The sequence below is a fragment of the Stieleria mannarensis genome (assembly GCF_014154935.1).
Taxonomy (GTDB): Bacteria; Planctomycetota; Planctomycetia; order Pirellulales; family Pirellulaceae; genus Stieleria; species Stieleria mannarensis.
Genome location: NZ_JACEHH010000028.1, coordinates 1 through 25618 on the forward strand (window position 1 = coordinate 1; position 25618 = coordinate 25618).

The window sequence follows — 25618 nt, forward strand, 5'->3', positions numbered from 1 at the left end:
CGGAAGAACCCATCGGGTTCTTCCGAGAACTTAGTGGCTGCTCTCGGATTCTCGGGGAAGGTTTTTTGAGGGATGACTACGATGTCCGAAGGTCCTGTTCGGTAGGATGGCGACGCCGGATGAAGCGGAGGCGGCCTGCGGCTGAGGAGCAACCCGCCAAGGAAAGCCTGGTCTGCGATGCGCCGAAGGTGCTTCGTGCCCTCCGCAGGACCGCGCGCCGGCGGAGTGTCATTTGAACCGACGTTTCGTCGTCGCTCCGCCCATTCGGACATCGCAAAAATGCCTCAAAAAACCTCGGTCCTGAGAAATCTGCCACTAAATTCCTGGAAGTACCGAGATTCGTAACGGAAGCTCTCGACGTCTCCAGACCGCTCCGCATTCGGTCTTACTGACGTTCACGAGAGTCAGCGAGATCGGTGACGACGCACAAAGAGATCTGCCTGGAAATCAGGCGATGGATTCGAAGGTATCGGTTTCGGGCAGCGCGGGGATCACGCCTTGACGTTCCATTTCGTTGGCCTGGTCGGCGACTTGGGCGAACCCGTCGCGGATCTGGCGGAGCAGCTTGATGCAGGTCCCGAAGTCCTTTTCATCGAAACGGATCATGACGAAGTGCAGCAGTCGCGCGATGTTGAAGGCGACTTCGTCTTCATCGGGCTTCAGTCCCGCATGAATGGTCATGATGGTTTTGCGCATCGCCAGTTCGTGCTTCGCCAGCAGCGCCGGATCGCCGGCCTCGGTTGCGATTTCGCAGGCCTCGATGGATTCGATAGCGCGGTCATAGAGCATCAGCAGCATGTCCACTCGGGTCCAACCGCGTTTGATACTCGTCCGTTGATACGTCTTTAGCTGTTCCATTGATGATCCCCTGTGCGTGAACGGTTTTTTGAAAGCTGCTATTTCTTGCTGTTGTTGCTGAAGTTGCCCAGCGATGTCAGTTGAGTCGAAATGAAGTTGCCGGTGGTCTGGAGTTCGTTGATGATGCTTTCCAGGGCGGTGAATTCGGCGATCAGGTATTCGCGTTTGGATTCCGTCAATGCTTCGACCTTTTCGATGGATTGATCGATTGACGCGATGCGGGATTCGAACGTTTCGTTGACCGTTTTCAGCAATCCGGTGTCGGCATCCAAGACGCCGCGGATGTAGTCATTCAGGCGTCCGGTGACGCCTTGCGTGATCGTCAGTTCGGCCTCGCTGCCGGCAACGATTTGGGCGGCCGTCAGCGTGACTTCGACACGCAGGTCGGCGGTGTTTTCGTTGTCCGGGTCGCCGCTGAGGATTCGCCCGGTGCCCTTGGCGATTTCTTCCACGCCACCGACAAGGAATCGTCCGGCGACATCCTGGCCGGCATCATTTTCGCTGCCATCGAATCCCAGGATGGAGGCGGCCGTTCCGCTAAGGCTGGAGACGTTGGCGGCCGAACCGTAGGCCTCGGTCGTGATGCTCAGTCGATTGTCGCTGCCGACGCTGACCTCCACTTCGTGGACACCCAGGGTGGAGGAGCTGTTGATGACCGATTGCAGGTGTGCGGCCAATTCTTCGGTGGTGTAGGTGCCATGGTTCAGGGTCAACGTCTCGCTGACGACACTGTCCACGGTGATTTCAAAGCTGTCGTTGGAGCCGTCGACGACAATGCTGGCCGCGGCGGCGTTGGTCGCGGTCACCAAGGCCTGTTCGGCGGCTTGAGTGATGTCGACTTCATACGGCGTTTCGGACGGTTGAGTGCGGGCGGTGCCACCGAGGAACCGGATGCCGGAACTGGTCGAGGCGCCGTTGAGCCCGAACAGATTGCGGATTTCGCCGGCATCGACGCCTTCCAACTCACCTTTGAGCGCCTGGTCCAGTTTCACCGAATCGATCGCAAGTTTGCCTTTCAGGTCCAGATCGATCCCGATTTCACTCAGCCGTGCCAATCCGGAACCGGGGACCGATTCCGACACGATCGTCAGCAGTTTGTTCTTGATCGTGCTGGCCGAGCGATCGCCCAGCAGCGGGTTGGCGACTTCGGTTTCGGGATTGTATTGCGATTGGGTGTCGATGAACTCGATGATCGCGTTGAAGTTGTCGACGAAACCTTGTACCGCCTCTTTGGCCGATTCGGTGTCGGTTTCGATATCGATGTTGATCACGGCGCCCGGGTCGGCCTGGTTGAGTTCCAACGTGACGTTTTCGATCAATCCGTCGACCGTGTTGGAATCGTACTCGGCGGAGATCGCACCGACACCGGAGCCGAGTTTGACGATCGCGTTGAGCGGGGGTTGCACGGCGGGGCCGGAAAAGTCCGGCAGCACTCCGGTCAGCGGATCTTGGCCGCTGGTGACCGAGATGGTGTTGGCCGCGCCGGTGTGTTTGGAAGACAGCAGGATGCGATGCGAGCCGGCGGCCTGATCAAAGATCACGCTGGCGTTGAGATCCTGGACCTGCTCGTTGATGGTGTTGACGAAACCTTTGAGCGTGTTGTTGCTCTCGTTGATCGTGATCGTCTGTTCGGCGCGGTCGCCGACTTTGAAGGTAATGTCGCCGGTGGCGATCTGTTCGCTCGTCGACGAGAAGCCTTGTGAAGCGATCTGGTGGGCCGACGCAAGTTGTTCGACGCTGATTTGGTAGTTGGCGGCGATGGCGCCGCTGCCGGCCGTCGCGGTGACCACGTCTTCGTTGGTGCTTGATGCGGTCCGCGCATCGAACACCGAGTTGGTCGCCCGGTTCAGGCGGCTCAGAGACGACTGCAGGGTGACGAGCTGGGCTTCGATGCCCTTGAACGTCGTCTGCTTCGTGGTGACTTCCGCCTTCCGCGAATTGAATGTATCGATCTGGGTCTGCTGGAAACCGAGCAGGCTTTCGATGATGCTGGTCGTGTCAAAACCAGAAACGATCCCGTCAATATTGAACATCGTCAATTATCTTCTGGCGAGGTGTAGCCGCGTGGGCCGTACATGGCGTCAAGAAGCGGGATCTCAGGCTGCGAGTGAAGATTCAAATACCGGCAGCCAAAGAGCTCAGCGCCCTGACAGGAAAAAATCATCCAAGTTGATGACATCGCGAGTCCGTTCTGGTCTCACCCCCGAACCGTTCCATCGGAACCGTAGGCCGCTTGCATTGCGATGTTAGCGCAAAAGCCCGATCCGACGGTAAACCTCCACTGCTAATCCGGAGGACGGCTACGGTTTCACATTCCAGGCGGATCGTGCCGGCGACAACCCGGCCGGTTGATCTAATCGGATCATCACCTATTGAGCTCAGCCGCCACGCGCCAGCGTGCGGTTCCTCCGCCAAGCGCGGTGGAAGCACATGAACCGTGAGCTAGCGCTCATCGGCTAATGAATAATCCGGGCTAGCGCCCACCGGCTGATCGTTATCCTGTTCATTTTGACCAAACCGACAGCCCCCGAGTGCCTTACGGCTCACTCAATCAACCGGCCGAACCTGCAGCGTTCGCCGGCCTAACAACAAAGTCAGCGTGCCCGCCGCGGCCGCACCGCCGAACTGATGGGCGGTGTGATCGCGGAGAGCACGCTGACCGGGCCGCCGAGAGGGGAAGGGGTGGATTTCCCCGCCTCGGGCGGTGACTTTCTGATCGATTCGTCTTACTGCAACAGCGACAGAACCGACTGCGAGGTTTGGTTCGCACTGGACAGAACCGACGTTCCCGCTTGCACCAAGATTTGGTTGTTGGTGAATTTCGAGATTTCTTCGGCGAAATCCGTGTCGCGGATGACCGACTCGGCGTTGACGGTGTTTTCCAGCGTCGATCGCATGTTGTTGGCGATCGATTCGAGCGTGTTCGATTGGAACGCACCGAGTTCGCCACGCATGTTGGACAGTTCGTCGATTGCGGAGTCGATCACCTTCAAGGCGTCTTGAGCGTTGTCAAACGACGTGACGTCGATTTCGTCCAAGCTGTTGAACTTCGATCCCGTCACGGCGACACCGAGTGCGTCGGCGTTGACCGATTGGACCGAGATTTGAGCCGTCTGGTTCTGGTTGGCACCGATTTGGAAAACCAGAGCATTGTTCTGGATCGAAACGTTGCCTTGAGCACCGGATGCGGTCAGTGCCGCGTCGGAGCCTTCGCCGATGCGAACCACGGTACCTTTGGACGCACCGGAAACGCTGGTCAGCGTGTTGCCTTTGCCGGTAGCGGCGACGCCATCAATGGTACCGATAACGGTAAGACCTTGGTCGGTATCGAGCGTGGTGCCGAATCCGGAGGACGTTGCCGAAGCAGCGGTATCGGAGACGACTTCGATCTCGGCGTCGGAGCCGAATTCGATCGAACGCAGGCGGGTTCCGCCGGAGATGTCTTCGGCGACGACACCGGTTTGGTCGGTGAATTCGTTGATACGAGCGACCACACCGGCTCGGCTGAGACCGGAGTTCAGCGTGATGCTGACGCCGTTGACCGAGAGGACTTCGTCGGCAGCCAGGTTGCCGGTTTGCGAGGTGCCGGCGGTGATGTTGGCTCGTTCACCTGCGGTGGTCACTTCGACGGCGTAGGTTCCGTCGCTGGTGTTGCTGCCGCCCTTGAGGAAGGTGACGTCAGCGTCGGAGGCCGAACCGGTGACACCGGCCGAACCGTCCAGCAACGCTTTTTCACCGAACTGGGTGTTTGCGGCGATTCGGTTGATGGTGTCCAGTGCGTTGTCGATTTCCGCTTGGTTGGCGGCGAACGCGTCGGCGTCGTTGACGCCCGAGTTTGCCGAATCGAGTGCCAGCGAGCGAACTTTGATCAAGATGCTGTTGATTTCGTTCAGTGCACCTTCGGCGGTTTGCACGACGGCGACCGCTTTTTCGGTGTTGTCGATGGCGGTCCGCAGACCGGCGATCTGTGCACGTTGTTTCTCCGAAATCACCAGAGCGGCAGGGCCGTCTGCACCCCGGTTGACTTTGAAACCCGTCGACAGTCGTTCGATCGACTTGTTCAACGCGTTCGAAGATCGGTTCAGATTGTTGCGGGCATTCAGAGCGCCGACGTTGTTGGTTATTGTTAAGCTCATTTCTCTTGCTTACTCTGGATTAAGGATTCAAAGAAACGTCCGTGACAATGAGTGCATCCGTGGCACTTGCGTATTTGGGAGATTCCCGGCAAGCTTACAAATCGAGAATCGACCTGGCCGTCTCGGCCGCAGCCTCTTTGGTCAGGTATTCACCGGTTTGTAGTTTCAGTTTGACTGCTTCCACCACGGACTCTCGCACATCAGCTGACTGCTTGAGGACCTGTGATAAATCGCGGATCGAATCAAGTTGAATCGACGTCGAGGCGGTCGTAGACGGGGCCGCCGTCGCCTGGGTCGGCGATGACGTCTCGTTCTGCTGGGCCGTCGACTGGGAATCGAGCCGCTTGTATTGAGCGGGCTGCGAATTTCCAATGGGGTTGATTCTCATTCTTCTCTCTCCGCAATGGGTGACTGAAATGGGTTGTCGAGAGGCCCGTGACGAACTTGCGTATAAAATCCTTAAGCCGCAAAGCTTTTTTAGTCGATACAGTCGTAGCGAATAAAGGGACGATCGCGCATGTCCGGAATGCGCCGATCGGATCGCTTTTAGGTGCCCCGCTCTGAGCGATCGGGGCAAGTTCTTATGTAGGATGCAGACGCGGTGTTTCGATCGGAAGTCTTGTGGGTGTCAGTCTTTCTGGCGATCGGTGCGGTCGGCGGGCTGGTCTACAATTGGCCCTCCGAAGCCCAGCCGGACGTCCAGTCGTCCGCCGAGTCGGAGTTGCTGCCAGAGTCGCTGCCGGTCAGTGAAACAAGCGCCCGGGCGGGCGCCGAGCAGCTTTCTCCGTTTGCGTCCGATGACGTTGACGGCTCGGTGAGGGATGACCCTCAGGGGCCTGGGGCTCAGGGGCCTGGGGCTCAGGGGCCTGGGTCTCAGAGGCCGCTGGCGGAATCCGATAACGTCGCGGGGATCTGGAATGACGTCCGCCCGGCGACGCAACGCAGCCAGCCGATCGATTTCGGCGTGCTCGAACTGGGCGACCGATTGCTGGCCGGCGGCAACTCGATCGGTGCGGTCAAGCATTACAACAAGCTTTGGCAGCAAGCCAACGTGCCAGTCGATGTCGCCGTGTTGATCCGATTGGGGCTGGCGTCAGAATTGGCCGGTTTGCATGAGCAGGCCGAGAAACACTATCACAGTGCGATTCGGGTGGCGGAAAAGGGCTCGGTGCAGCAACTGGCCAGCCTGTTGGGCTTGGCTCGTCTGTGGGAGAGTCAAGGTCAATTGGGCGAGGCGATCTCGCTGTTGAGTGAGCTGTTTCTGGTTTATTCCCATGACGGGTACCCGAAAATCATTCGGCAAACAATTGTGCATCAGCTGGCGGACTGCCTGCAGCGGCGACTGCTCGCCAACGAAGTGGTCGTCGAAGCCCTTCAGAAGGAGCCGATGGAATACCACTGGGTCCCCGTCGCGGTGGATTCCATGCTGGCCCTGGCCGACTGGGAGTCGCCCGAAGGGGTGCCGGTCAATCCCGGGTCGGGGCTAAAGCTGCTGCAGAACTACGAGGGCGACGTGTCGTTGGTGCTGGTGCAAGCTCATTTGAAAGGCGTCTCGGTGCTGAAGCTGATTTCGGAATTGCAGCGTTTGTCGGGCTTGCAGATCACGGTCACCGAAAAGGCGAAGTTGTCGTTGGTGGGGCGGTTGGCCAATGTCAACGCGCCGGTCATGGCGGTGTCGTTGCTGCTCGATCAAGCGCTCGAGTCGATGGAGCTGTCGTGGAGCCAATCCGAAGGTGCGTTGACGATCATGACTCGAGGGGAACTGACCGCGCGCGATTTGGCTTCCTACGATCTCGCCCGTACCCAGCGGATGTTGCAGCGAGTGCAGTTGGACTACCTTGAAGGCGTCGAACGGGTGGCGGCGATCATGAACGACGGGAATAATGTTCGTTTGTCCGGCGGGTGGGACCTTGCCGCCGACAAGTACCGTGCGGCGCGCGAGGCCGGGCCGGCTCATGAATTGAATGCCGACCTGTATTTCAATGAAGCCTCGCTGTCGCTGGTGCAGGGTGACAGCTTGAACGCACTGCATGCGAGCTACATGGCCCTGGACCAAACTCTGTCTCCAACGCTTCAGTCGGAAATCTACGCGATGATCGCGGATTTGGAGTTGGAATTCGGGCAGTTGTCCAAGTCGATCACGGCCGCTTCGCGAGGGATGCGTCGAGCGGACGACCCGGCCGTGTTGGCGCGAACCGCGATGACGCTGGCCCGGGCCTATTTGTTGACCGATGACCCGTATTCCGCCAATTCGGTTCTGTTTGACGTTTCTGGCGATTTGGCCGGTGGGGCGTTGCAGCGATTGGCGAGCGTGTTTTCTTCCTTCGCGCGGTTCCAGCACGTGGGCCCCAAACACGGCTTGCAAGACGAAGGGCAACGCGTCGTGTTGGCGCTGGCGGCTCTTCAACCCGAGGACATGGTTTCGTTTGCCGATTCGCTGATCGTATCCAAGGCCTATGCGGCGGTCGGATTGCGGTCCAAGGCGATCGACAACCTGAATGCGGCCCTGGATACCGCGCCCGCCGGCTACTGGAACGAACGGATTCGCCTGCAATTGGCGGAAATGCATTACAAGTCGTTGGACTTGGATCAAGCCAACGCCACGATCGAGTCGTTCGCGACGGTGTCGGCCGATCTATTGCCGGAAGTGTTGTACCTGCACGCTTCGATTCAGCTGGACATGGGGAATCTGGAGCAGAGTGAATCCATTTGCCGCCGGATCCTCGCCATGCAGGTGGACCAGACCATTCAATCCGACGCGCTGGAAAAACTCGGTGAAACGCTCCAGAAATCGGGGGATCACTACGCTGCGGCGTTGTGCTTTGCCGGTCTGTTGCCGGGGACCGAGGGCGACGCGGCGTCGGGCGACCAGGGATCGACGGTGACACCATGAATGCACAAACACAATCATCAACGGGATGCAGCCAAGTGATCTGGAACGTTTTGCTTCGCAGTTTGACGCTGGTCTTTGTCGTCGCCATCACCGGCCCGATCAGCCCCGTCGGCCCGATCAGTCCTTTGTGTGCCCAGTCGCCGGCCGATGGCCCGACGTCGTTGCGGTCGATCATGGCAGACGAAGCCGCGGCCGATCAGGGAGTTCAAGAGCGTTTGGAAGCGCTGATCAAGCGGACGCAACAAGCACGGCGGGAACGCCAGTCGGCCGCCGAGCAGTCACAGACTCCGGCGCCGAGAAGCGTTTGGGTTCCCGGGCAGGGTGCGGTCGAAACGGACACCGCAACCGCGGGCGGTCAGCAGTCGGGGGGACAGGGCTCGGGTGGACCGGCCCAGAATTCATCCCGCAGTCTGTCGGAGATTCGCGAGCGGATTCGGATCCTGCAACGGCTTCGCCGCGACCGGGCGATGGCGATGTCGGCCGGGCAAGCCGAACCGATTCCCGGAGGAACCGGCACACCTCAGTTGGAGCCGCCCCGAGGAAATATCGTTGAAAGCGACGCGAGCAGCGGGGCCGCCGTGACCGAGTCGACGCTTTCTTCAATCGAGGAAAGTCTGGAGCAACCGGCGGCCGTCGAGCCCGCGGCAGAGGACGAAGCGTCCGAGGGGTCGGTGGCTGCCGAGCGACTTTTGCCCAACCCCGTCAACGCCTTGGCCCTCGGCGAAAGCCTGTACCGAACCGGGAATTATGAATCGGCGCTGAAGGCATTCCGATCCGTCCCGGTCGAAAGGCTTTCGCAGTCCGATCGAACATGGTTGGACCTGTTGATCGCGTTGTGTCAACGCAAGCGGGGCGAGTACGAAAAAGCTCAAGGGACGCTGCGTGACATCGCCAACGAAGAGTCCTCGGATTATCCCGTCCAGGCGGCCAAGTGGTGGCTCAAGTACGCCGAGTCGTCCGATGGGACTCAGAAAAAATTCAGTGATGTGTCGGCGGAATTCGATGCCCTCCTTGAAAGGTCCAACCAATATGTCTCCCAGTGAAGAACAGACGTTGATCGAATACACCGTTCGTTTGAAGCAGCAGTACGAACGGCTGAATGAGATTGTCGACACCGTCGGTCGCGAACCCGGCGGCGGCGTCGAAACGATCGGCGAGCAGATGAAAGAGATTAAACAGACCGAAGACGTGTTGCGTCCGCTTCGACAGCGCTACCAGGAGCAGCACGAGCACGCGAGCGGGCAAATCAAGAACCTGACCGACGAGACCATCGATGTGGTGAAGTCGCTGATGCCAAAGTTAGCGGGTCTGGAGAAGGCGTCGGTCGATTCGTTGCGTCGCCTGTTCCCCAAAATCCAAGGAAGCGTTCGTGCCGTGCAAATGCAAAACGCCTATCGAGGAAACAATCACAGCTAACTTGGATGATCATTACCCAATCGCCAAAAATCAAACAGCTGATCAAGTTCGCCGAGCGGGCGGCTCGTTCCAGTGCGCCGGTCTTGCTGACCGGTGAGAGCGGAACCGGAAAGGAGCTGTTCGCCCAATTGATTCATCAGTCCAGTCCCAGAGCGTCCAAGGCCTTGGTGACGCTCAACTGCGCCGCGTTGCCAGAGAATCTGCTCGAAAGCGAACTCTTCGGGCATGAAAAAGGAGCCTTTTCCGGCGCCGTCGCCACGCGTCAAGGACGCTTCGAATTGGCCGGCGATGGTACCTTGATGCTGGATGAGGTCAGCGAGATCCCAGTCGCGTCCCAGGCGAAATTGCTGCGCGTGTTGGAATCGAAACGCTTCGAACGTGTCGGCAACAGCACCCCGATTGAGCACGACGTTCGAATCATCGCGGCCTCCAATCGCGATCTTCATCAGGAGATCGAGGACGGCAACTTTCGATTGGACTTGTTTCATCGCATCAACGTCATCGAGATCGTCATTCCACCGTTGCGTGAACGGCTCGGTGACATCCCGCCGCTGGCAATGCACTTCGTGAAACAGTTTCGCTGCGAAGGCGAGGCCGACGTGGAAGGTTTGGATGCGGCAGCGATGAAGGCACTGTCGCGTCACGATTGGCCGGGAAACGTTCGTGAACTGCGAAACGTGATCCACCGCGCCTGCGTGCTCGCCGACGGGCCGCGAATCGGCGTCGAGCACTTGGGGTTGCCCGAGAGCGACGACCGGCGTGATCGGCGGCACGATCGCGGGCGTGACGAACACCGGCAAGCTGGCGGTGACGCCGATCCCGCCTTGCCGGAACATTGGCTGCACACGCATTTAGAAGAGGTTGAGCGGCAGATCATCACGGCGGCCATCGATCGTTTCGGTAACCGACGTCTTGTCGCGGAGAAACTTGGGGTTTCGCCGCGGACGTTGACCAACAAGATCAAGCGATATCGCGAACTCGACGGCGAAGATCGCAGGGCGGCCTAGGAAAGAATTGCCACCGATGGTGCAGGTTTTGCCGCCTCCGGCACTTGAGTCATTTTCTGAAATGCGGGTTGATCGTTCTGCGTAATTGACCCGCCCTCAACGACGCCTTTTTGCGTCTCTGGTGAGTTTGGCACAGCGTTTGCCAAGTGCTACGCCGGCACGTCTTCGGACGCGCCGGCGGTGTGAAGCTCACTTTGAGGAACAAATGGCAAACCACTTTTTCGATTTCCCATGCATGGCGTCTTGCCCGAGCAAAGCGTCGGCATCCCCGAAGCAGGATCGATCGGCGGGGGGATCCGAGTCGTTCGATTCGGTCGCGAAACGACTCCTGACTCAAGCAGATCCGGTCAGCCAAGTCGATATGTCCGCGGCGGCAAACGGCCAGTCGGCTTCGGTCACGTCTGAGCTGGTCACACCGGCATCCGATCTCGCACAGGCATCACAATCGACGAAGCCATTCGCCCACCAAGAGTTGGGCCGAGGCAACGCCGATGCGGAGTTGAACGGCCAAGCGGAGACGGTCGCTGAGTTCGACTCACAGCGCGATGCAGTGCTGTTGTCGGGGTACCCGCTGGTGACACAGCCGATCGACACGGGGAATCACTCACCCAGCGCGGTGGATCTCGATGCGACCCAGGCCAGCATCGACGTCAACGCGTCAACCGATGCGGCCAGTTCGGACGTCGGCACCGCAGTTGGAACCGTTGAAACGGACGCCGCCGCCAATAACACTCCGGTGGATGATGATTTCCCGTCGGCGGTGGCGGAAGAGGGAATCGATTCCGTGACCGATGGCCCGGTGACGGATGGCCCGGTGGCATCACTTGCGGCCGGATCGGAAGCCTCGTTTGATTCCCCGCGGCACGGCGTTGCAGATGCCGAAGGACCGCGAAGTGCCGAACATGACGCATCGGCGTCGGAGGTATTCGATTCAGCAGACGTGGCCAACGACGTCCCGCAGAATGCCGCTGAGCTGCCGGGAGTGGTGGCTGCATCGAACGAACAAGAGCGTGCCGCGGCAAATGTCGCAGATCCTCTGGCCATCGATGCCGCAAGGAACAGATCGGTTGATCCAACTGGCCAAGCAAGCACCAGTGCCGCAGCAACTGAATCGACGACCGGAGCTGTCGAGACTCCAATCGCGGCAACAGACCCTACGTTCGGAAAAACCGCGGATGGATTGACCGGTGAGAGCGCCGAAGGGGCCGATGCGATGCAAGCGACCGGCGCATCGGATCACGCACTGCCTGTGATCGAAGGCGATGTCGTGGTTGATCAAGCCGCGATGACGGATGCCGTCGATCAGGATGCGAGTGCATCACGCAGCACCGAGCAAGTCAATGACGTTCCCCCGCAGACCGCAGCCACTTCCGCGGCCGAGGTGGCGGGTGAAACGGCCAGTGATTCGGCTCAGACCCATGCACCGGCCGTCAATGCTGCCAAACAGGCGACGGAGATGATCGACGATGCGGCCGATCCGGTTGAATTCGATGATTCGGGAGACCGCTCTACCGATTCGATCTTGCAGGATTCGCTGCCGATCGAATCAGGAGGGGCGGCGGAGTTCGGCGACCGGCAGTCGCGTCGCGGTAGCCCGTTTGAGCCGATCGTTTCAGCGGAGTTGGCCGATTCGAATCCGTTGACCAATGAATCGCCGGCGATCGTTCCGATGGACGGACCAATCGACGTCGGAATGGACGCGGTTGTTGACCAGGAGATCTTTGACACGCTGTCGTTGGAAGAGTTCATTCAGAGTTCACCGGCATCACCCGAAGCCGTCAAGAAGACGGCCGAGGTGATTCATGAGGCGATGCGAACGAGCTTACAACTCGATGGTCAAACTGTACGGTTGGAAGTTCATCCGGCTGAGTTAGGGACATTGAAGATTCACGTCACGCAGACCGATCAAGCGATCGAGACACAGATCATTGCGACCGAGTACGTGACCAGCGAACTGTTGCTCAGCCACCGCGATCAATTGATGGACGCACTGGCTGACGCCGGCTTCGAGGCATCGGACGTCAATATTTCGTACCAAGAACAATCGTCGGGCGAATCGGAGGGCCAGCAGCGGCCTTCAGATCATCGTTATCAATCAAAATCACAAACGCAGTCGATCGTGAGCCGAGAATCGGTGTCCGGCGGCGGCGTGAACATTGTGGCCTAAGGAGAATCACGTGGAAGGAATCACTTCGCAAACCGCTTCGGTCGACTACTTTCAGTTGCTGACCGTCCAGCTTCAGCACCAGGATCCGGTCGATCCGGTCGACCAAGAAGGTCTGATCAACGACTTGACACAGTTTTCCATCCTGGAAGGGATCGAGAACTTGAACGCATCGTTCAGCCAGTACATGGAGCTTCAGGAATTGACCCAGGGGGTCAACCTGATCGGCAAGTCGGTCGACTACATCGACGAGGCATCGGGCGAGGTCAAATCCGGCGTCGCGACCGACGTTTTCAACATCGACGATTCCATCCAAGTGCTCGTCGAGGGGCAGACCGTATCACTGGATCGGATCGCTCGGGTGACCGAGGCCGGCTAGTTCAGCTGTGTATCGATGCATGAGCAGCATTTCGAATCGCCGGCCAATCGTCGCTGCCTTTGCCAGAAGGTGTGCCCGGCGTTTCCCACGCTCTGGCGAGCGTAGCGACGTCGAGTTGGCGTTGTGCAACGAAGACGTCTCAATATTTAACCTTTGATATCACTTTCAACCGACCACCACTTTTCATTTTTAGGGGCAACCTATGTCTAGATCCTTGATGACCGGCATCACCGGACTCCGCACTCATCAACAAAAACTTGACGTCGTCGCCAACAACTTGGCGAACATGAACACGGTGGGCTTTAAAACCCAGTCGACCGTGTTCAGCGACCTGATGTACAACGTCGCCCGCGGCGCGTCGGCGGCGACCGACGACAGCGGCGGGATCAACCCACAAGCGGTCGGAACCGGGGTTCAAATGGCGCAGATCACCCGGAACTTTACGCAAGGAACATTGGAGTCGACGTCGCAGATCTTTGACTTTGCGATCGAGGGCGAGGGGTTCTTCACCTTGGCGGGCCAGGCCAATGAAAACGTGTATTCGCGTGCAGGGGCATTTTCTTTGGATGCCAACGGCCGCCTGGTCGATCCGGCGACCGGCTACTTGGTGCAGCGAATGGGAGATGTCGGCGAAGGGTCTGACGGCGGCGTTGCCTTTCAAGATGTCGGCGAAAGCTACATCAACGTTCCGATCGGTGCCCCGATCGCGGGAGAAGCAAGCAGCATGGTGAACTTCACCGGCAATCTGCCGTCAAGCTCCTCTCCGCCCGTCGCCGAGGTGTTGCAGTCATACACCGGATTCGAGACTGCATCGGGAACCGCCGATGGGACGACCCTGCTGTCCGATTTGACGATCAACACGGCTACTTACGTTGCCGGCGATGTGATCGAAATCTCGGGCACCAATCCCGATGGCACTCCGTTCGCCGTGAACCTGGACGCGGAAACGGCGACGTTGCAGGATCTGGTCGACACGCTCAATGCCACCCTGACCGGCGCTACCGCCGCGTTGGCCGCGGATGGTTCGCTTTCGGTGACCTCGGACACGACCGGCGAAGGGTTTCTCAGTCTACTGCTGCGTGATGCCTCGGGGAACGTCGGCGGGTCAAGCTTCTCCGCCAACTCGATGTTCCTTAGCACCCAGGGCAGCAGCGGCGACACGTTCGAATTGTCGATGGAAGTGTTTGATGTGCGGGGCGAGAGTCATCGCATCAATTTCGACTTTCTGAAGCAGACCGAAAACACCTGGACGGTGACCGCTGACATTCGCGCCGAATCCGGCGTCCTGCTGGACGACTCGGTCTACAACCTGACCTTCAACGAAGATGGCAGCTACGGGTTGGCCGGATTGACGGGAGTGGGGGATGCGAACATCGAAATCCAGTTCAATGGGATCACCGCGCCCCAAGAGATTGCCTTGGATTTCTCCGGGCTCAGCCACCTCGCCACCGATTTCTCGATCACGCAAATGCAAGACGGCATTCCGCCGGGCTCGTTGACGTCGGTCGCCGTTTCGACGACCGGAGAACTGACGGGATTGGCGTCTAATGGTCGCGCGGTCCCGTTGGCTCAGCTTGCCATCGCATCGTTTAGCAATCCCAATGCACTCGACGCCGTGGGCAACAATTACTTCAAGCAATCGATGAGTAGCGGTGAGGCATCGCTGGGGAGCGGGATGGCCGGGAATCGCGGCCAGATCAGGGGCGGCCAGCTGGAGCGATCCAACGTGGACATCGCCCAAGAGTTCACGCAGTTGATCGTGGCCCAACGTGGTTTCAGCGCCAACGCCAGGACGATCACCGTGTCGGATGAAATGCTGGAAGAGCTGACCAACATCATCCGTTAGCATTCTTAACGGTAGCGGAAGTCGCCACGAGTTTCGGCGACTAGCTTGGATCGCAAGATGCCGCGATTCCTCGCGTCGTCCACTGCCGTTCAGCCGACAATCAACGACAAACGCCTTGGGAGTTTCAGGCCCAAGGCGTTTCGTCGACGCGTTTGTTACATGATGCCGCCGTGAGTTCGGATCGGCGTCAGGTGGCTGGGCGAATCGAGGAACCAGAAACGTTCCCATTCGTCGATCACCGACCGCATGTCTTCAGAGGTATACAGCAGCTGCTGGACACGACGCTCGGGGCGTGGTGAGTAGATCGGAAGGAAGCATCCGACGGAGCTGCTCACGCAGACGGCCAGCAGGGTGATTTGGAACAAGCGACGCATAGGACGTTCCTCCGTGAACGTTTTCTGTTGGGCCACGACCCCTGTGACGACGATTCAGTCTTCGTCCCAGCGACCGGAGTTCTTGTTGGAAGGCATGGTTTCGGGTTCGGGGGTCGGGGCGGCCGAGTTCGCTGGACCGTGCTCACCTGACAAGCTGTCGTGGTGACCATCGAGTTCGGCGTCCTGGACCCGGACCTCCATGTACTTACCAGGCTTGAAGGTGACGACATACTTTTCCGGTACGATCACCTCGTCGCCTGTCCGTGGGTTGCGCGCCCGGCGTGCAGCCCTCGGTTTGACTTCAAAGACGCCAAAATTCCTCAATTCGATCCGACCCTCGCGGACGAGTGTCTCAATGATCGAATCGAAAGTCCGTTGGACGATCTTCTTGGTCTGTTGTTGCGTTAGGCCTACTTCGTCAGAAATCGTTCGAACGATGTCTTTCTTGGTCACACCCGACTCCTGCTGGCTCTCCGCCGACCCAAATTGTGCTTGAGGGCGAATGATGTAACCCTTTGCACGCTTTCAACTTAAAGGCCGAAGCATAGGGCCGCGGGAGGCGGGCGTCAAGCCAACGCCCCCAAGTGAAAGGGGGCGGATCTCTGGCGATTCAGGCCGCTCTTGGTATGGTTGTCGGCACCCGGACGCCGGATTCTTGAAACATTCCGGATAACCGGAAAAATTGTTGCGGGCGGAATTGCGGAGTGTCGCGAAAGTGTTTCAACGTTCCCGGCAGGAACGGTCGCGGTGGGGGGCATACGCTCGGAGCGGGGCATCCACATCAAGCTAAGCGGTCGAATCATTGCCGCAACGGATTGATCATCCCCCTGGAAGGGGCGCGGTGGAGTGAGCGACGACGCGGGGAAAGATTGCTGTCGCTCGAGTGCACTCAGACACCAGAAGAAATTCCTCCCCTCGCTACGCTCGACCCTCCCTGCCAGGGAGGGTTGATTTCAACAACCGCACGCCCTCCGAAAAGCAGGGTGGTCACCAAGGAGTGTTGCGGGGCCGCGCAAAGGCTATCGCAGCGAGCTGTACAGGCTTCGTTTACTGGCCTTGGGAATTGCGATCGGAGTCGGTTGGACGTCGAAGGGGATCATCGCGACGTGGTTGGCAGCGACGCCTTGGCGGCCGGGCACGTGTTTGGCGTGCGATGCGTTTAGGGCGCTGTATTGTTGCATCAACCGGCGGATCTCAGGCTCGTATTGGAATCCACCGCCGGGCAGTTCGCGTCCCAGTGAGTCGAAGCTTCCGATGGTGACGACAGATCGGTCGCGGTCGTGGTATTGGTAGGCTTCTTCACCCTGCTTGCGAAGCTCTTTGACCATTTTGGCGGCCTGGCGGGCAAACTTGGCCATCCGTTCTTCGCTCGGCTTGAACTTGTCTTGGTTTTTCGCGCCCAAGATGGTTCCGCAAGCGTTGAAGGTTCGCACCACGACGGTGAATTTTCCGTCGGCTTCCAGCAGGCTGTAGTCCAGGCCTTCGTTCAGTTGCTTGACGAACGAGTCGACTTCGGGTTGCTGGAAAAACGATTCGGGCAACAGCGGGTTGCGGGTGACGAAGGCGGCGGCCATCGGGTTGCGTCCGCGGCCTTTCCGCGTTTTGAACAACTGCTCTCCGAACGCCTTGATCATCGACGCCGGTGAATCGGTGTTGTATTCGGCGGCAACGTCATCGGGGTCGCGGAACACGTCCAGGTCGGCCGACTTCAATCGGTCCAGGTCCTCATCGATGCTTTCGTGGTTGACCGAGTCGTATTCGCCCACCAAAACCGCATAGGCTTGGTATTGGTGCGGGTTGGCATAGCGGGCTCGTCGACCGGTCGCGGTGTCCTGGCCTGCGGTGCCGGTGAAATTGAACTCTTCTTTGTAGATGAACGCCGGCAATCGCAACTCGTTGCGGATTTCCACCGCGGCGCGTTGGGCGCGATCCTTGGCGTCTTCACCGACAAAGGTCGTTGCCAACAACAGCCACGGTCCGTCTTCTTCGCTCAGCAAGAACGAGTCGGCTTGGTCGATCGGTTGGGCCTTGCCAAACAGCTTCAACAGGCTCGGCGGGGCGGCTTCGGATGGTGCGGAGGTCAGGCCGGCGACAACGGCGGCGGTGCAAAACGCGGCAAACGAACGTCGGGAGGGACGCATCATCGGTTGGTTTCCCTGGATATCGAGTCGATTTGATCGTCAACTCGTCTCTAGGTATCAAATCCCAACCCGGGGGCGAAAGAGAGTTTTCGACAGCCGGCTACAGCTTTGGCACCGGTCGCTTGGGGGCCTTTTTGAGCATCCGTTTTTGGTCATCGCGAGCGGGCCGCGGGGGATTGTTGTTGTTACCGGGATTGCGTCGCGGCGGCGGGGAAAGGTCGGTGAAATCTTCCGTCCACGTCCAACCGATCGGCACCTCCAGTTCCTTCTTGGCGAGCAATTCCCAGGGGGTTCCGGGGTGCTCGTTGACGACCGTTTCGAGCAGCATTCGGGCGGTGTCCGCTTCGCGTTTCCACTTGCTGCCGACGGTGACTTCGTCGCTGGCTTCCAGGACCCAGGTGTTATTTTTCTCCTTTTCAAACGACATCCCCAATTTGGCTTTGGCCAGCATCGCGTTGTAGGTTTCCGTGCGAACTTTCTGGGCCAGCACGCGACCCATCGCCAGGTCGAACCCGGCACGCCAACGCGGGCTTTCCTCGCTGTCGCGATACTTCATTCCCGGTTCCAATGTCATTGCCATGCGGCCGAGAGGTTGTTCCAGCCGGGCGGCATCCTGTTGAGCCCGCGACAGGTCGCCCGAAAGTCTCGCTTGGTCGGTACCGATGAACCGCAATCGGGGGCGGGTGATCCCGGTGACCGGTTTCATTTGGGCGGCGGTCACCAGGGCGGTCCGCAGCGGACTCGATTTGACTTTGGCGACATAATCGCGCGGCGACAAATAGTCGGGGCGATACCGCGACATCGCGACCGGGTCAAAGAAGTATTGCATGTCGGACGCATAGGCGGCGACATCGCGTTTGTTGACACGGCGGGAAACGTTGCGGTTGGGGTGCACGTTGAAGTAGATCCCGCCGGTTTCATAGCTCAACCGTGTCAACGCGTAGGGGCCGAAACCGCTGTCGATCGTCGGCTCTTCTTCAAAGTTCGCGGTGAACGGCAGCTGAACACGCTCGGGCAAAAACGATTCGGGGCCTTGACTGACCGGTGCCCACTGCGGGGATTGGTCGTATTTCGGATCCGGATCGATGTACTTGACCAGCGTTTCGCGTCGTCCGAATGGGGCGGGGACCCCGATGATGTGAACCGGCATTCCGTACTTGCGACAGATCTCGATCGCGTCTTCGACTTGCTGTTCATCATCGCCGCGTTCGTCCGTCACGACGATCAACAGCACGTTGCGCTGAGGCTCGTTGCCGCCACGTCTGACCCGCAGTGATTTGTATTGTTCGGCGGCGCTTTTGACAGCGGTGAAAACCCGTTCCGTTCCCGAGGAATCGGTTTCGATGTTGTCGACGATCTGTTTGATTTCATCGACGTCTTCGGTCGGCGTCTCGGTGTACAGCGTGATGGTTTCACCGAATCCGATCACGGAGTTCAGCAATTGTGCGTCGTGGTTCATCCCGCGTCGTCGCTGTGCCGCGAGTTCCTTTTCGTCCTTCGCTTTGGCGTCGGCCAGGATTCCCAGTTCGTCGTAGATGCGGTCGAACCGGTCACGGATTTCCTGGCGTTGGCGATGCAGCGAGCCACTTTGGTCGAACAGCCAGACGACCAGGGTCGGACGTTCTTCCATCGATTGCAGGATTTCGAACGTCAATCGGTCCACCGCGCCGGCGGCGCCGCTGGCGCCTTCGCCGACGGTGCCTTTTTGGTCGGTCAGACGATCCATCGGAGCCATCGGTTGAGAAAAGATCCGATTGACTTCGATGTCGCCTAGGTCGCTTTTTTCGAGCTCGACCGGACTGGGGATCTCGGCGATCTCAGCGAACATTTCCGCCGATGCGTCCGCCATTTCGGATTCGGCAGTGCTGTTGGTGCCGATCGCGATTTCCGGGATGTCGCTGAACACGACCTCCTCGACCAGTGGTTCGGATTCGGATTCGACCGGCGGCGAAACGATGACGACCGCTTCTTCCTCCTTGAAAACCTGGCTGGGCATGATCGCCAGCGAGACGATGATCAAGATGTGCACGGCCATGCTGCCAAAAAACGCAGCCGATTCGTCGGTCTGCAAGACAGGCTCCTCTTCCAGTTCCTCCTCATCCCAGGCGTCGACCGTTTCCATTTCCTGGTCGTCCAGATCGGCCGCTCCGTCGCCACGCTCCGGAAACTCGGCCGATTCAGTGCTGGGAAATTCAGTCGTACTCATGCTAACATCCGATCCTGGAGAACTTGCAGAGAAGGATTGAGCGAAGGGCCGCAACGTTGCGGTCTGGGGCGAACGGGAGCAGAGGCCGAGACGGAGCCGTCAAAATGGGCGTTCCATGAACGTAAATTGTCACTCTGAAAGCAGTTCCGTCGTCTTCACTGCCTAGACAGTTTCGCTGAGCTTTCGCAAACTTTCAACGTAGAAACGGCTTTCAGACCACCTGTTCACCCGAACTCTATCGAAGAAACGCCGATTTGGCACCCTTTGTACCCATCCCCGCTTCGCCAGCCCCTTCTGAGGAGCGGGTGCGGGCGGAAACGAATCGACGTTCTTGCCGGTGCGGCGATGAAGTTTTGGAATCCACGCAAACACTGGCGACTCAGGAGAATTTGTGACGCAACGACTGATCGCGATTGGAGATATTCACGGTTGTCGCACGGCCCTGGAAACATTGCTGGATGCGGTCCAGCCGACCGCTGACGACACGGTGGTGACGCTGGGCGACTACATCGATCGTGGGCCGGATTCTCGTGGGGTCATCGAGACGTTGATCCGTCTGGGTGAGCAGACGCAGTTGGTCGGCGTGTTGGGCAATCACGAAGAAATGATGCTGGAAGTGCTGCATCATGGAGGCTCGCATCATGCGTGGTTGCGATATGGCGGCGTCGAGACCTTGGAGAGTTACGGTTTTGATGGGGACTTGGATTTCTTGCCGTCTGAACACCAGCAATTCCTCGACGCTCTGGGAGATTTTTACGTCGCGGGCGACTTTTTCTTCACCCATGCCGCGTACGACCCCGAGGCTGCCCTGGAAGATCAGGAAATTGAACTGTTGCGCTGGTATTCGTTAACCAACGGGATCCCGACGCGGCATCAAAGTGGCAAGACCGCCGTGGTCGGCCACACGGCCAATCGCGACGGGGAGATCCTGGACACGGGGCATCTGATCTGCCTGGACACCTACTGTTACGGCGGCGGTTGGTTGACAGCAATGGACGTCAACACGCGTCAGGTCTGGCAAGCGAACGAGAAAGGCGAACTACGTCAATAGCCCCCCCCCACGTTTTGCATCCATCGCAAGTCGCCCATTTTCCCTGCCCCGCCCATCTGGGGACAGACCCTCGCGCCCAGCGCCCACCGGGGACAGACCCCCGCGCCCAGCGCCCACCGGGGACAGACCCCCGCGATCAGGGACAGACCCCTGCGATCAGGGACAGACCCCCGCCCGAGAGCAGCCAGCCCGGTTGCCTACGCAGCTTCGCCAAAGCTCCATTCCTTCGCAAATGGCCGTCGATGCGCAGATGACTCATCTCACGCCTGGGGACAGACCCTGGGCTGGACGGGGGCAGGCCCCCGCGCCCGACGGGGTGTAGACCCCCTATCGCCGTCACCCGCGCCCGCCGGGGACAGACCCCCGAGCGCAGCCAGCCCGGTTGCCTACGCAGCTTCGCCAAAGCTCCATTCCTTCGCAAATGACCGTCGATGCGCAGATGACCCATCTCACGCCTGGGGACAGACCCTGGGGTGGATGGGGACAGACCCTGGGGTGGATGGGGACAGACCCTGGGGTGGATGGGGACAGACCCTGGGGTGGATGGGGACAGACCCTGGGGTGGACGGGGACAGACCCTGGAGTGGATGGGGACAGACCCTGGGGTGGACGGGGACAGACCCTGGGGTGGACGGGGACAGACCCTGGGGTGGACGGGGACAGACCCTGGGGTGGACGGGGCGGGGTGTTTTTTTGGGGCTCGCATCTGGCAAACCACTGCTCTGGACGGGTGTCGATGCGTAGAATCCGGTCCCTCAATTCCTGGCCGGGAGGTGACGAATCGCGTTAGGCGTGTGTTGTTCCGGTCGTGACTCGTATGGAGACGCTTCCCCCGATGGCACGCAACGAACAACTCATTCGCCAGCACAAGTTGCTTCAACTGCTCGAACTGTCGCGGTTCGGGCGCACGCTGGAGGAGTTGCGAGGCGATTTGGTCGCCGACCTAGGGCTGACCAAACTTCACGAACGCACGGTGCGTCGCGATCTGGAAGCGCTGCAAGCGGCAGGCTTTGACATCCAGTCCGAAACTCTGCAACGCGGCCGGGTGTTCAAGCTGGGCCAGAACACAACGGATGTTCACGAGATCGGGATTTCTGCGACCGAGCTGATCGCATTGTCGATCGGACGCGAACTGCTGTACCCGCTAATGGGCACCCAATACTGGCGCGGGATCGAAACGTTCTGGAACAAAGTTCAGGAAGCGGTCCCCAACGGCGTCTTCGACCACTACGCCCGCTACCGCGCCGCCCTGCACGTCTTCGGTTCACCCAGCAAATCGTATGAACGCCAGGAGGGCATGCTCAAAACCATCAACCGGGCCATCCTGGAGCACCGGTTGGTTGAAATCGAGTACGAACCGATCGGCAAACCGGTGTCGACGCGAAAGATCGAACCCTATGGTTTGGCCGTTTACCAAAGCAGCATTTATATCGTCGCCGCAGTCCCGACGACGACCGCGTCCGATTCAGCGCAGAAAGGCCAGCGACTAAGAAACTGGAAACTCGATCGTTTTCACCACGCCACCTTACTGGACGAATACTTCAAGCCGGATCCCGAAATCAACCTTTCGAAGTACCTCGGCAGCAGCATCGGGATCTTTTCGGGAGATTCGACGACGCTGGTAAAAATTCGCTTGGGAAAACGAAGTGCCGCTTACCTGCGTGAAGATCCCTGGCACCCCGAGCAAACGCTGGAAGAACTAGACGACGGCGCCACCTTGCTGACTGTCCCGGCAGCCCACCCCCGAGAAATCCTGCCCAAAGTCCTGTCGCTGGGGGCAGATGCGGAGGTCATCGAACCGACGGAATTCCGAGACACGGTGGCCGAATCGGTGCGTGCGATGGTCGCCAATTACGCCTGACGGACGCCCCGGTCGCGGCCGATTGTCTGTCCAGCCGATAGTGACCGTTACCCCGCCGGTGTCGTCGTTGAAGCGGGCGTCTCCATCACCGGGTTGTCGATCACCGGCGCCTGGCTGCGCGACAAAGCCGATTCCACCCGATCCATCAATCGCTGCGCATCATCCATGCAACCGCTGGCGTCGTCGGACACCATCGCGACAAATTCGGCATTGCAATGACGGCAGGCAACGATGCGACCGAGTAACGAGCCACGGATCTGAATTCGCCGACCGCACGTAGGACAAGACCGTGTGAAGCGAACAAGACTGTTTGAACTCATCAGCCACTCCTGAAAAGAGAAATCCATTGACTAGGGCTGCAAGGGCAAGAACTTATCCCTTCCGTCTGTATTAATCAAGCTTAAAATCCCGAAGCCGCTCCGTTACGGATCTGAAGCACTCCTGCCGGGGGGGCGGGGGCGAGTTTGATCACTTGTTGCCGCCTTTTGATGCCGAAAGTCGCCTTCCCCTACCGTCGACCGGCGTCATCGGGTCGAATCGGGCCGACCATCTTTCCCCCTCTTCGTCACTCAAGACCCTTCGATGCCTCAAAAAACCGGACATTTTATCACCGTCGACGGAATCGACGGCGTCGGCAAAACCACGCAAATCCAAGGCCTGCAAAGTCTGTTGCGGGAATTCGATTTGGATTTCATTACGACGCGTGACCCGGGGAGTTCGGAAATCGGCCAGCGGTTACGGGCATTGTTGCTGGAGAGCGAGTTGACCATGCACCGACGAACCGAGGCGATGCTGTTTATGGCCAGTCGTTGCGAAATGGTCGAATCGACCATCCGTCCGACACTGGCCGCCGGGACCAGCGTGATCAGCGATCGATTTTTATTGGCCAACGTGGTTTACCAAAGCATCGGGGATGCCCAGGCGGGGGTTTCGTCGGATTTGCTGTGGCAGATCGGCGACCTGGCCAATGGGGGGCTGCGTCCCGACCTGACGCTGTTGCTGGACATGCCGGCCGAACGGGCGCTGCGCCGGATCGGGCGACCGGCCGACCGGATGGAATCGCGTGGCGCGGAGTACATGGAATCGGTGCGCCAAGCGTTTTTGGCGGAACTGCCGCGTTCCAGCCCCGCGACTGCGGTGATCGATGCCGACCGTCCGCCGCAAGAGGTGCAGGCGGCGATTCGCGCGGCGGTCGAAAATTACTTGCGCGGTTGCAGTTGATCGACCAGCGTCTTGCCCCGGACCTTGCTGTCGCCGAAAAACGCGATCGGGCGGAATCGCAAGGGGCCACCGCCGAGTGCCTTGGTTTCGACCCTCGCCGTCCCTTGGTCGGAGTCGACCGTGGCGACGCTTTTCCCCAAGTGATGCAGTTCGATCCGATCGGCACCGGGACATTCCAATTCGACTTGGATCGCAGTCGCGTTGCTGCCGTCGTTGCCGTAGCCGTCGGCATCCGAGCGGGGCTCGGTGATCGTCGCCGTCGGCGCGGGGTGGTCTCCATCAACATCCACTTCGGACAAGAACGTGACACGCGGTTCGGTCCGATCCAGCCCGGTTAATGTGGCGCGAACGTCGTAGATCCCCGAGGTGTTGTCGGGCCAGTTGACTTCGACCGTTTTCACGTCCACCGAACCGGTCAGCGGGACGACTTGAAAGATCCGATCATCGATGGAAAGCTCCATCGAGGCGGCGCGCGACTTGGGGACTTTCAATCGCATCGAGCGACGCAGGATTCTGAGCCGACGTTTACCTTCGCTGACAAAGGTCGCTTCGACCAATTCATCGGGCGCTTTGGCAAACGGCTGTGCCAAGGGATCCCCCACGATCAACAATTGATAGGGCGACGCCACCGACTGATAAAACGACTCGATCGCCGACAGGCCTTGGGCGTAATACCCGTACAGCATCGGTGTGGGAAACTTGTACTGCAACGAATACGGTTCGGCGACCGTACCGCTGGACATCGCGGCACCGGCACTGAGAAACGCGGTCAGTTTGGTTTGCGAGCGATTGCCGAAGGCTGCACCGAAACTGGTCAGGTTTTCTGCGATCGATCCACGGACCAAGATCCACGGCTTGGCCATCACATCGGCCGACGCGGTCCCCAACATCAAACCCGCAATCGCACCTTCTTTGCTGGGAACGACCGAATTAAACACCTCGGTTTCGAATCCGTTTTCTTGCAGGTACACGACGGTGTCGGCGACCCCCGGATAGCGCGTCTTTGACCGGACATCGCCGGTCGTGCTGAACGCAAATCGGGCTCGGGGGAAGGTGCGGTCGCCCTTACTGGCACGCAACAGAACGCGTACGGCATCGCTGAGGGTGGAACCGCCGGGGTGGACAACGGCCAACGAACAGGAGCACAAGTAGGGGATCCCGCCTTCTTTGATCGCGACCGGGCTGCCGGTCAGGGTCCAACCCACGTTGGAGGCGAACGCCTGGGGGCCCTGCCATGCGATCGGACTGTCGTCCAGATACGGAAGTGCCTTTTGAAGCTGCGGGTCGTCCAGGTGTTTTTCCAGTTCCGGCGTGTCGGTCAGGTAGCTGGAAGACCGCCAACCGGCCTTCAACGCCCCCCGGATCATCTCGACCGCCGACTCGGCTTGGCCGTCGAGCGAATACGCTTCGGCCGCTCGCAACGCCAACGCGGGCATCGTTTTCGGATGTTCTTCGTGCAGTTTCCTCCAGATCACCGCCGCTTCGGCGTACTTCTGCTCCTTCTGCAATGCGGACGCCTGTTCGAATTCGGCTTTTTTGTCACCGGCGAAGGGATTCAGGAAATGGCGTTCAAATTTTCCGCGTGCGTACAAGTTGGACGCAAAGCTCAGGTAGCCTGGATCGTCGGCCATGACGTAGCGATAAAAATAGGTCAGCCCCGTGATCGATGCGACCGGCAGCTGGTACTTCTTGGCCGTCGGGTCGGTCAGTTTTTCGCAATGGGACGGAATCTTGATCGCGGTGGGAAAGTCCGCCGAGTAGGCGATCACGCGGGCCAGGGCCGAGATCCCGCGGGCATCGATTTCCGCCAGCAACGGCTTGAGAATCCGCTCGCGAAACGATTCCAAGTCGATCTCAAGCCCCGCGGGGACATCATCCAAAACCACCACGTTCTTGGTCGGGATCTTTCGTGCATCGATGTAGTGGTTGGCGATGGTCCGCGAGACGGTGGAGTCGCCGTTGACGACCACCACCACGTTTTCGCTGCTTATGCCCGCGCCGGCCGAAGCGGCAAAACACAGGACAGTTAATATCGCGATAGCCGCGATGGACCAATGACCAAGGG

At 59.3% G+C, this 25618-nt stretch carries 20 protein-coding genes; 10 read left to right on the top strand and 10 right to left on the bottom strand.

Translation table 11 applies throughout. From position 1 onward, the window contains the following. Positions 1–447 precede the first annotated feature (447 nt). The 4 genes from H1B37_RS18865 to H1B37_RS18880 all read right to left on the bottom strand — a co-directional run bounded on the left by H1B37_RS18865 (position 448) and on the right by H1B37_RS18880 (position 5382). Positions 448–858 carry a flagellar protein FliS gene (locus tag H1B37_RS18865; RefSeq protein WP_182868219.1) on the bottom strand — a complete coding sequence of 137 codons (411 nt, stop codon included), beginning with the start codon at positions 856–858 and terminating at the stop codon, positions 448–450. 38 nt (positions 859–896) lie between these two features. Further along, complete coding sequence (gene fliD, locus H1B37_RS18870) at positions 897–2891, bottom strand: flagellar filament capping protein FliD (protein WP_182868220.1); 1995 nt, start codon at positions 2889–2891, stop codon at positions 897–899. A gap of 693 nt (positions 2892–3584) precedes the next feature. Further along, positions 3585–4994 (bottom strand): flagellin N-terminal helical domain-containing protein, encoded by a 1410-nt coding sequence (locus H1B37_RS18875; RefSeq protein ID WP_182868221.1) that lies wholly within the window; start codon positions 4992–4994, stop codon positions 3585–3587. 94 nt (positions 4995–5088) lie between these two features. Continuing rightward, a complete protein-coding gene (locus H1B37_RS18880; RefSeq protein WP_182868222.1) occupies positions 5089–5382 on the bottom strand; it encodes a flagellar biosynthesis anti-sigma factor FlgM in 294 nt (97 codons plus the stop codon). Positions 5383–5595: 213 nt separating this feature from the next. Here H1B37_RS18880 and H1B37_RS18885 point away from each other — a divergent pair, with 213 nt between their 5' ends. From H1B37_RS18885 to H1B37_RS18915, 7 genes are all read left to right on the top strand, one after another. Continuing rightward, entirely contained in the window at positions 5596–7887 is a 2292-nt protein-coding gene (locus H1B37_RS18885) for a hypothetical protein (RefSeq protein WP_182868223.1), read from the top strand. Further along, a complete protein-coding gene (locus tag H1B37_RS18890) occupies positions 7884–8930 on the top strand; it encodes a tetratricopeptide repeat protein (protein ID WP_182868224.1) in 1047 nt (348 codons plus the stop codon). The genes H1B37_RS18885 and H1B37_RS18890 overlap by 4 nt, the downstream gene beginning before the upstream one ends. Next, positions 8917–9303 (top strand): hypothetical protein, encoded by a 387-nt coding sequence (locus tag H1B37_RS18895; RefSeq protein WP_182868225.1) that lies wholly within the window; start codon positions 8917–8919, stop codon positions 9301–9303. The genes H1B37_RS18890 and H1B37_RS18895 overlap by 14 nt, the downstream gene beginning before the upstream one ends. Before the next feature lie 5 nt (positions 9304–9308). Further along, positions 9309–10310: a sigma-54 interaction domain-containing protein gene (locus H1B37_RS18900; RefSeq protein ID WP_182868226.1), complete on the top strand. Its 1002-nt coding sequence runs from the start codon at positions 9309–9311 to the stop codon at positions 10308–10310. A gap of 235 nt (positions 10311–10545) precedes the next feature. Then, the gene (locus H1B37_RS18905) at positions 10546–12477 is read left to right on the top strand and encodes a flagellar hook-length control protein FliK (RefSeq protein ID WP_182868227.1); all 1932 of its coding nucleotides are present in this window, start codon (positions 10546–10548) and stop codon (positions 12475–12477) included. Between the two features lie 10 nt (positions 12478–12487). Then, a complete protein-coding gene (locus H1B37_RS18910) occupies positions 12488–12853 on the top strand; it encodes a flagellar hook capping FlgD N-terminal domain-containing protein (protein WP_220498268.1) in 366 nt (121 codons plus the stop codon). Positions 12854–13055: 202 nt separating this feature from the next. Further along, positions 13056–14699: a flagellar hook protein FlgE gene (locus tag H1B37_RS18915; RefSeq protein ID WP_182868229.1), complete on the top strand. Its 1644-nt coding sequence runs from the start codon at positions 13056–13058 to the stop codon at positions 14697–14699. A gap of 155 nt (positions 14700–14854) precedes the next feature. On the opposite strand, the gene H1B37_RS18920 is transcribed toward H1B37_RS18915, so the two are convergent. From H1B37_RS18920 to H1B37_RS18935, 4 genes are all read right to left on the bottom strand, one after another. Further along, a complete protein-coding gene (locus H1B37_RS18920; protein WP_182868230.1) occupies positions 14855–15073 on the bottom strand; it encodes a hypothetical protein in 219 nt (72 codons plus the stop codon). Between the two features lie 54 nt (positions 15074–15127). After that, positions 15128–15526, bottom strand: coding sequence for an HU family DNA-binding protein (locus H1B37_RS18925; protein ID WP_182868231.1), 399 nt, complete (start codon positions 15524–15526; stop codon positions 15128–15130). Between the two features lie 566 nt (positions 15527–16092). Next, positions 16093–17217 (bottom strand): hypothetical protein, encoded by a 1125-nt coding sequence (locus H1B37_RS18930; RefSeq protein ID WP_286177895.1) that lies wholly within the window; start codon positions 17215–17217, stop codon positions 16093–16095. A 97-nt stretch (positions 17218–17314) separates the two neighbouring features. Beyond that, positions 17315–19420: a vWA domain-containing protein gene (locus H1B37_RS18935; RefSeq protein WP_182868232.1), complete on the bottom strand. Its 2106-nt coding sequence runs from the start codon at positions 19418–19420 to the stop codon at positions 17315–17317. A 391-nt stretch (positions 19421–19811) separates the two neighbouring features. On the opposite strand from H1B37_RS18935, the gene H1B37_RS18940 reads away from it, so the two are divergent. Further along, positions 19812–20471: a metallophosphoesterase family protein gene (locus tag H1B37_RS18940; protein WP_182868233.1), complete on the top strand. Its 660-nt coding sequence runs from the start codon at positions 19812–19814 to the stop codon at positions 20469–20471. Between the two features lie 835 nt (positions 20472–21306). Beyond that, on the top strand, positions 21307–22332 hold the full coding sequence (locus H1B37_RS18945; RefSeq protein WP_182868234.1) for a helix-turn-helix transcriptional regulator: 1026 nt from the start codon (positions 21307–21309) through the stop codon (positions 22330–22332). Between the two features lie 47 nt (positions 22333–22379). Here H1B37_RS18945 and H1B37_RS33920 read toward each other — a convergent pair whose 3' ends face one another. After that, positions 22380–22526, bottom strand: coding sequence for a hypothetical protein (locus tag H1B37_RS33920; RefSeq protein WP_286177896.1), 147 nt, complete (start codon positions 22524–22526; stop codon positions 22380–22382). A 388-nt stretch (positions 22527–22914) separates the two neighbouring features. Here H1B37_RS33920 and tmk point away from each other — a divergent pair, with 388 nt between their 5' ends. Continuing rightward, positions 22915–23553 (top strand): dTMP kinase, encoded by a 639-nt coding sequence (tmk, locus tag H1B37_RS18955; protein ID WP_182868236.1) that lies wholly within the window; start codon positions 22915–22917, stop codon positions 23551–23553. Here tmk and H1B37_RS18960 read toward each other — a convergent pair. Further along, entirely contained in the window at positions 23532–25526 is a 1995-nt protein-coding gene (locus H1B37_RS18960) for a hypothetical protein (protein WP_220498269.1), read from the bottom strand. The two genes, tmk and H1B37_RS18960, sit on opposite strands and share 22 nt — an antisense overlap. Positions 25527–25618 lie beyond the last annotated feature (92 nt).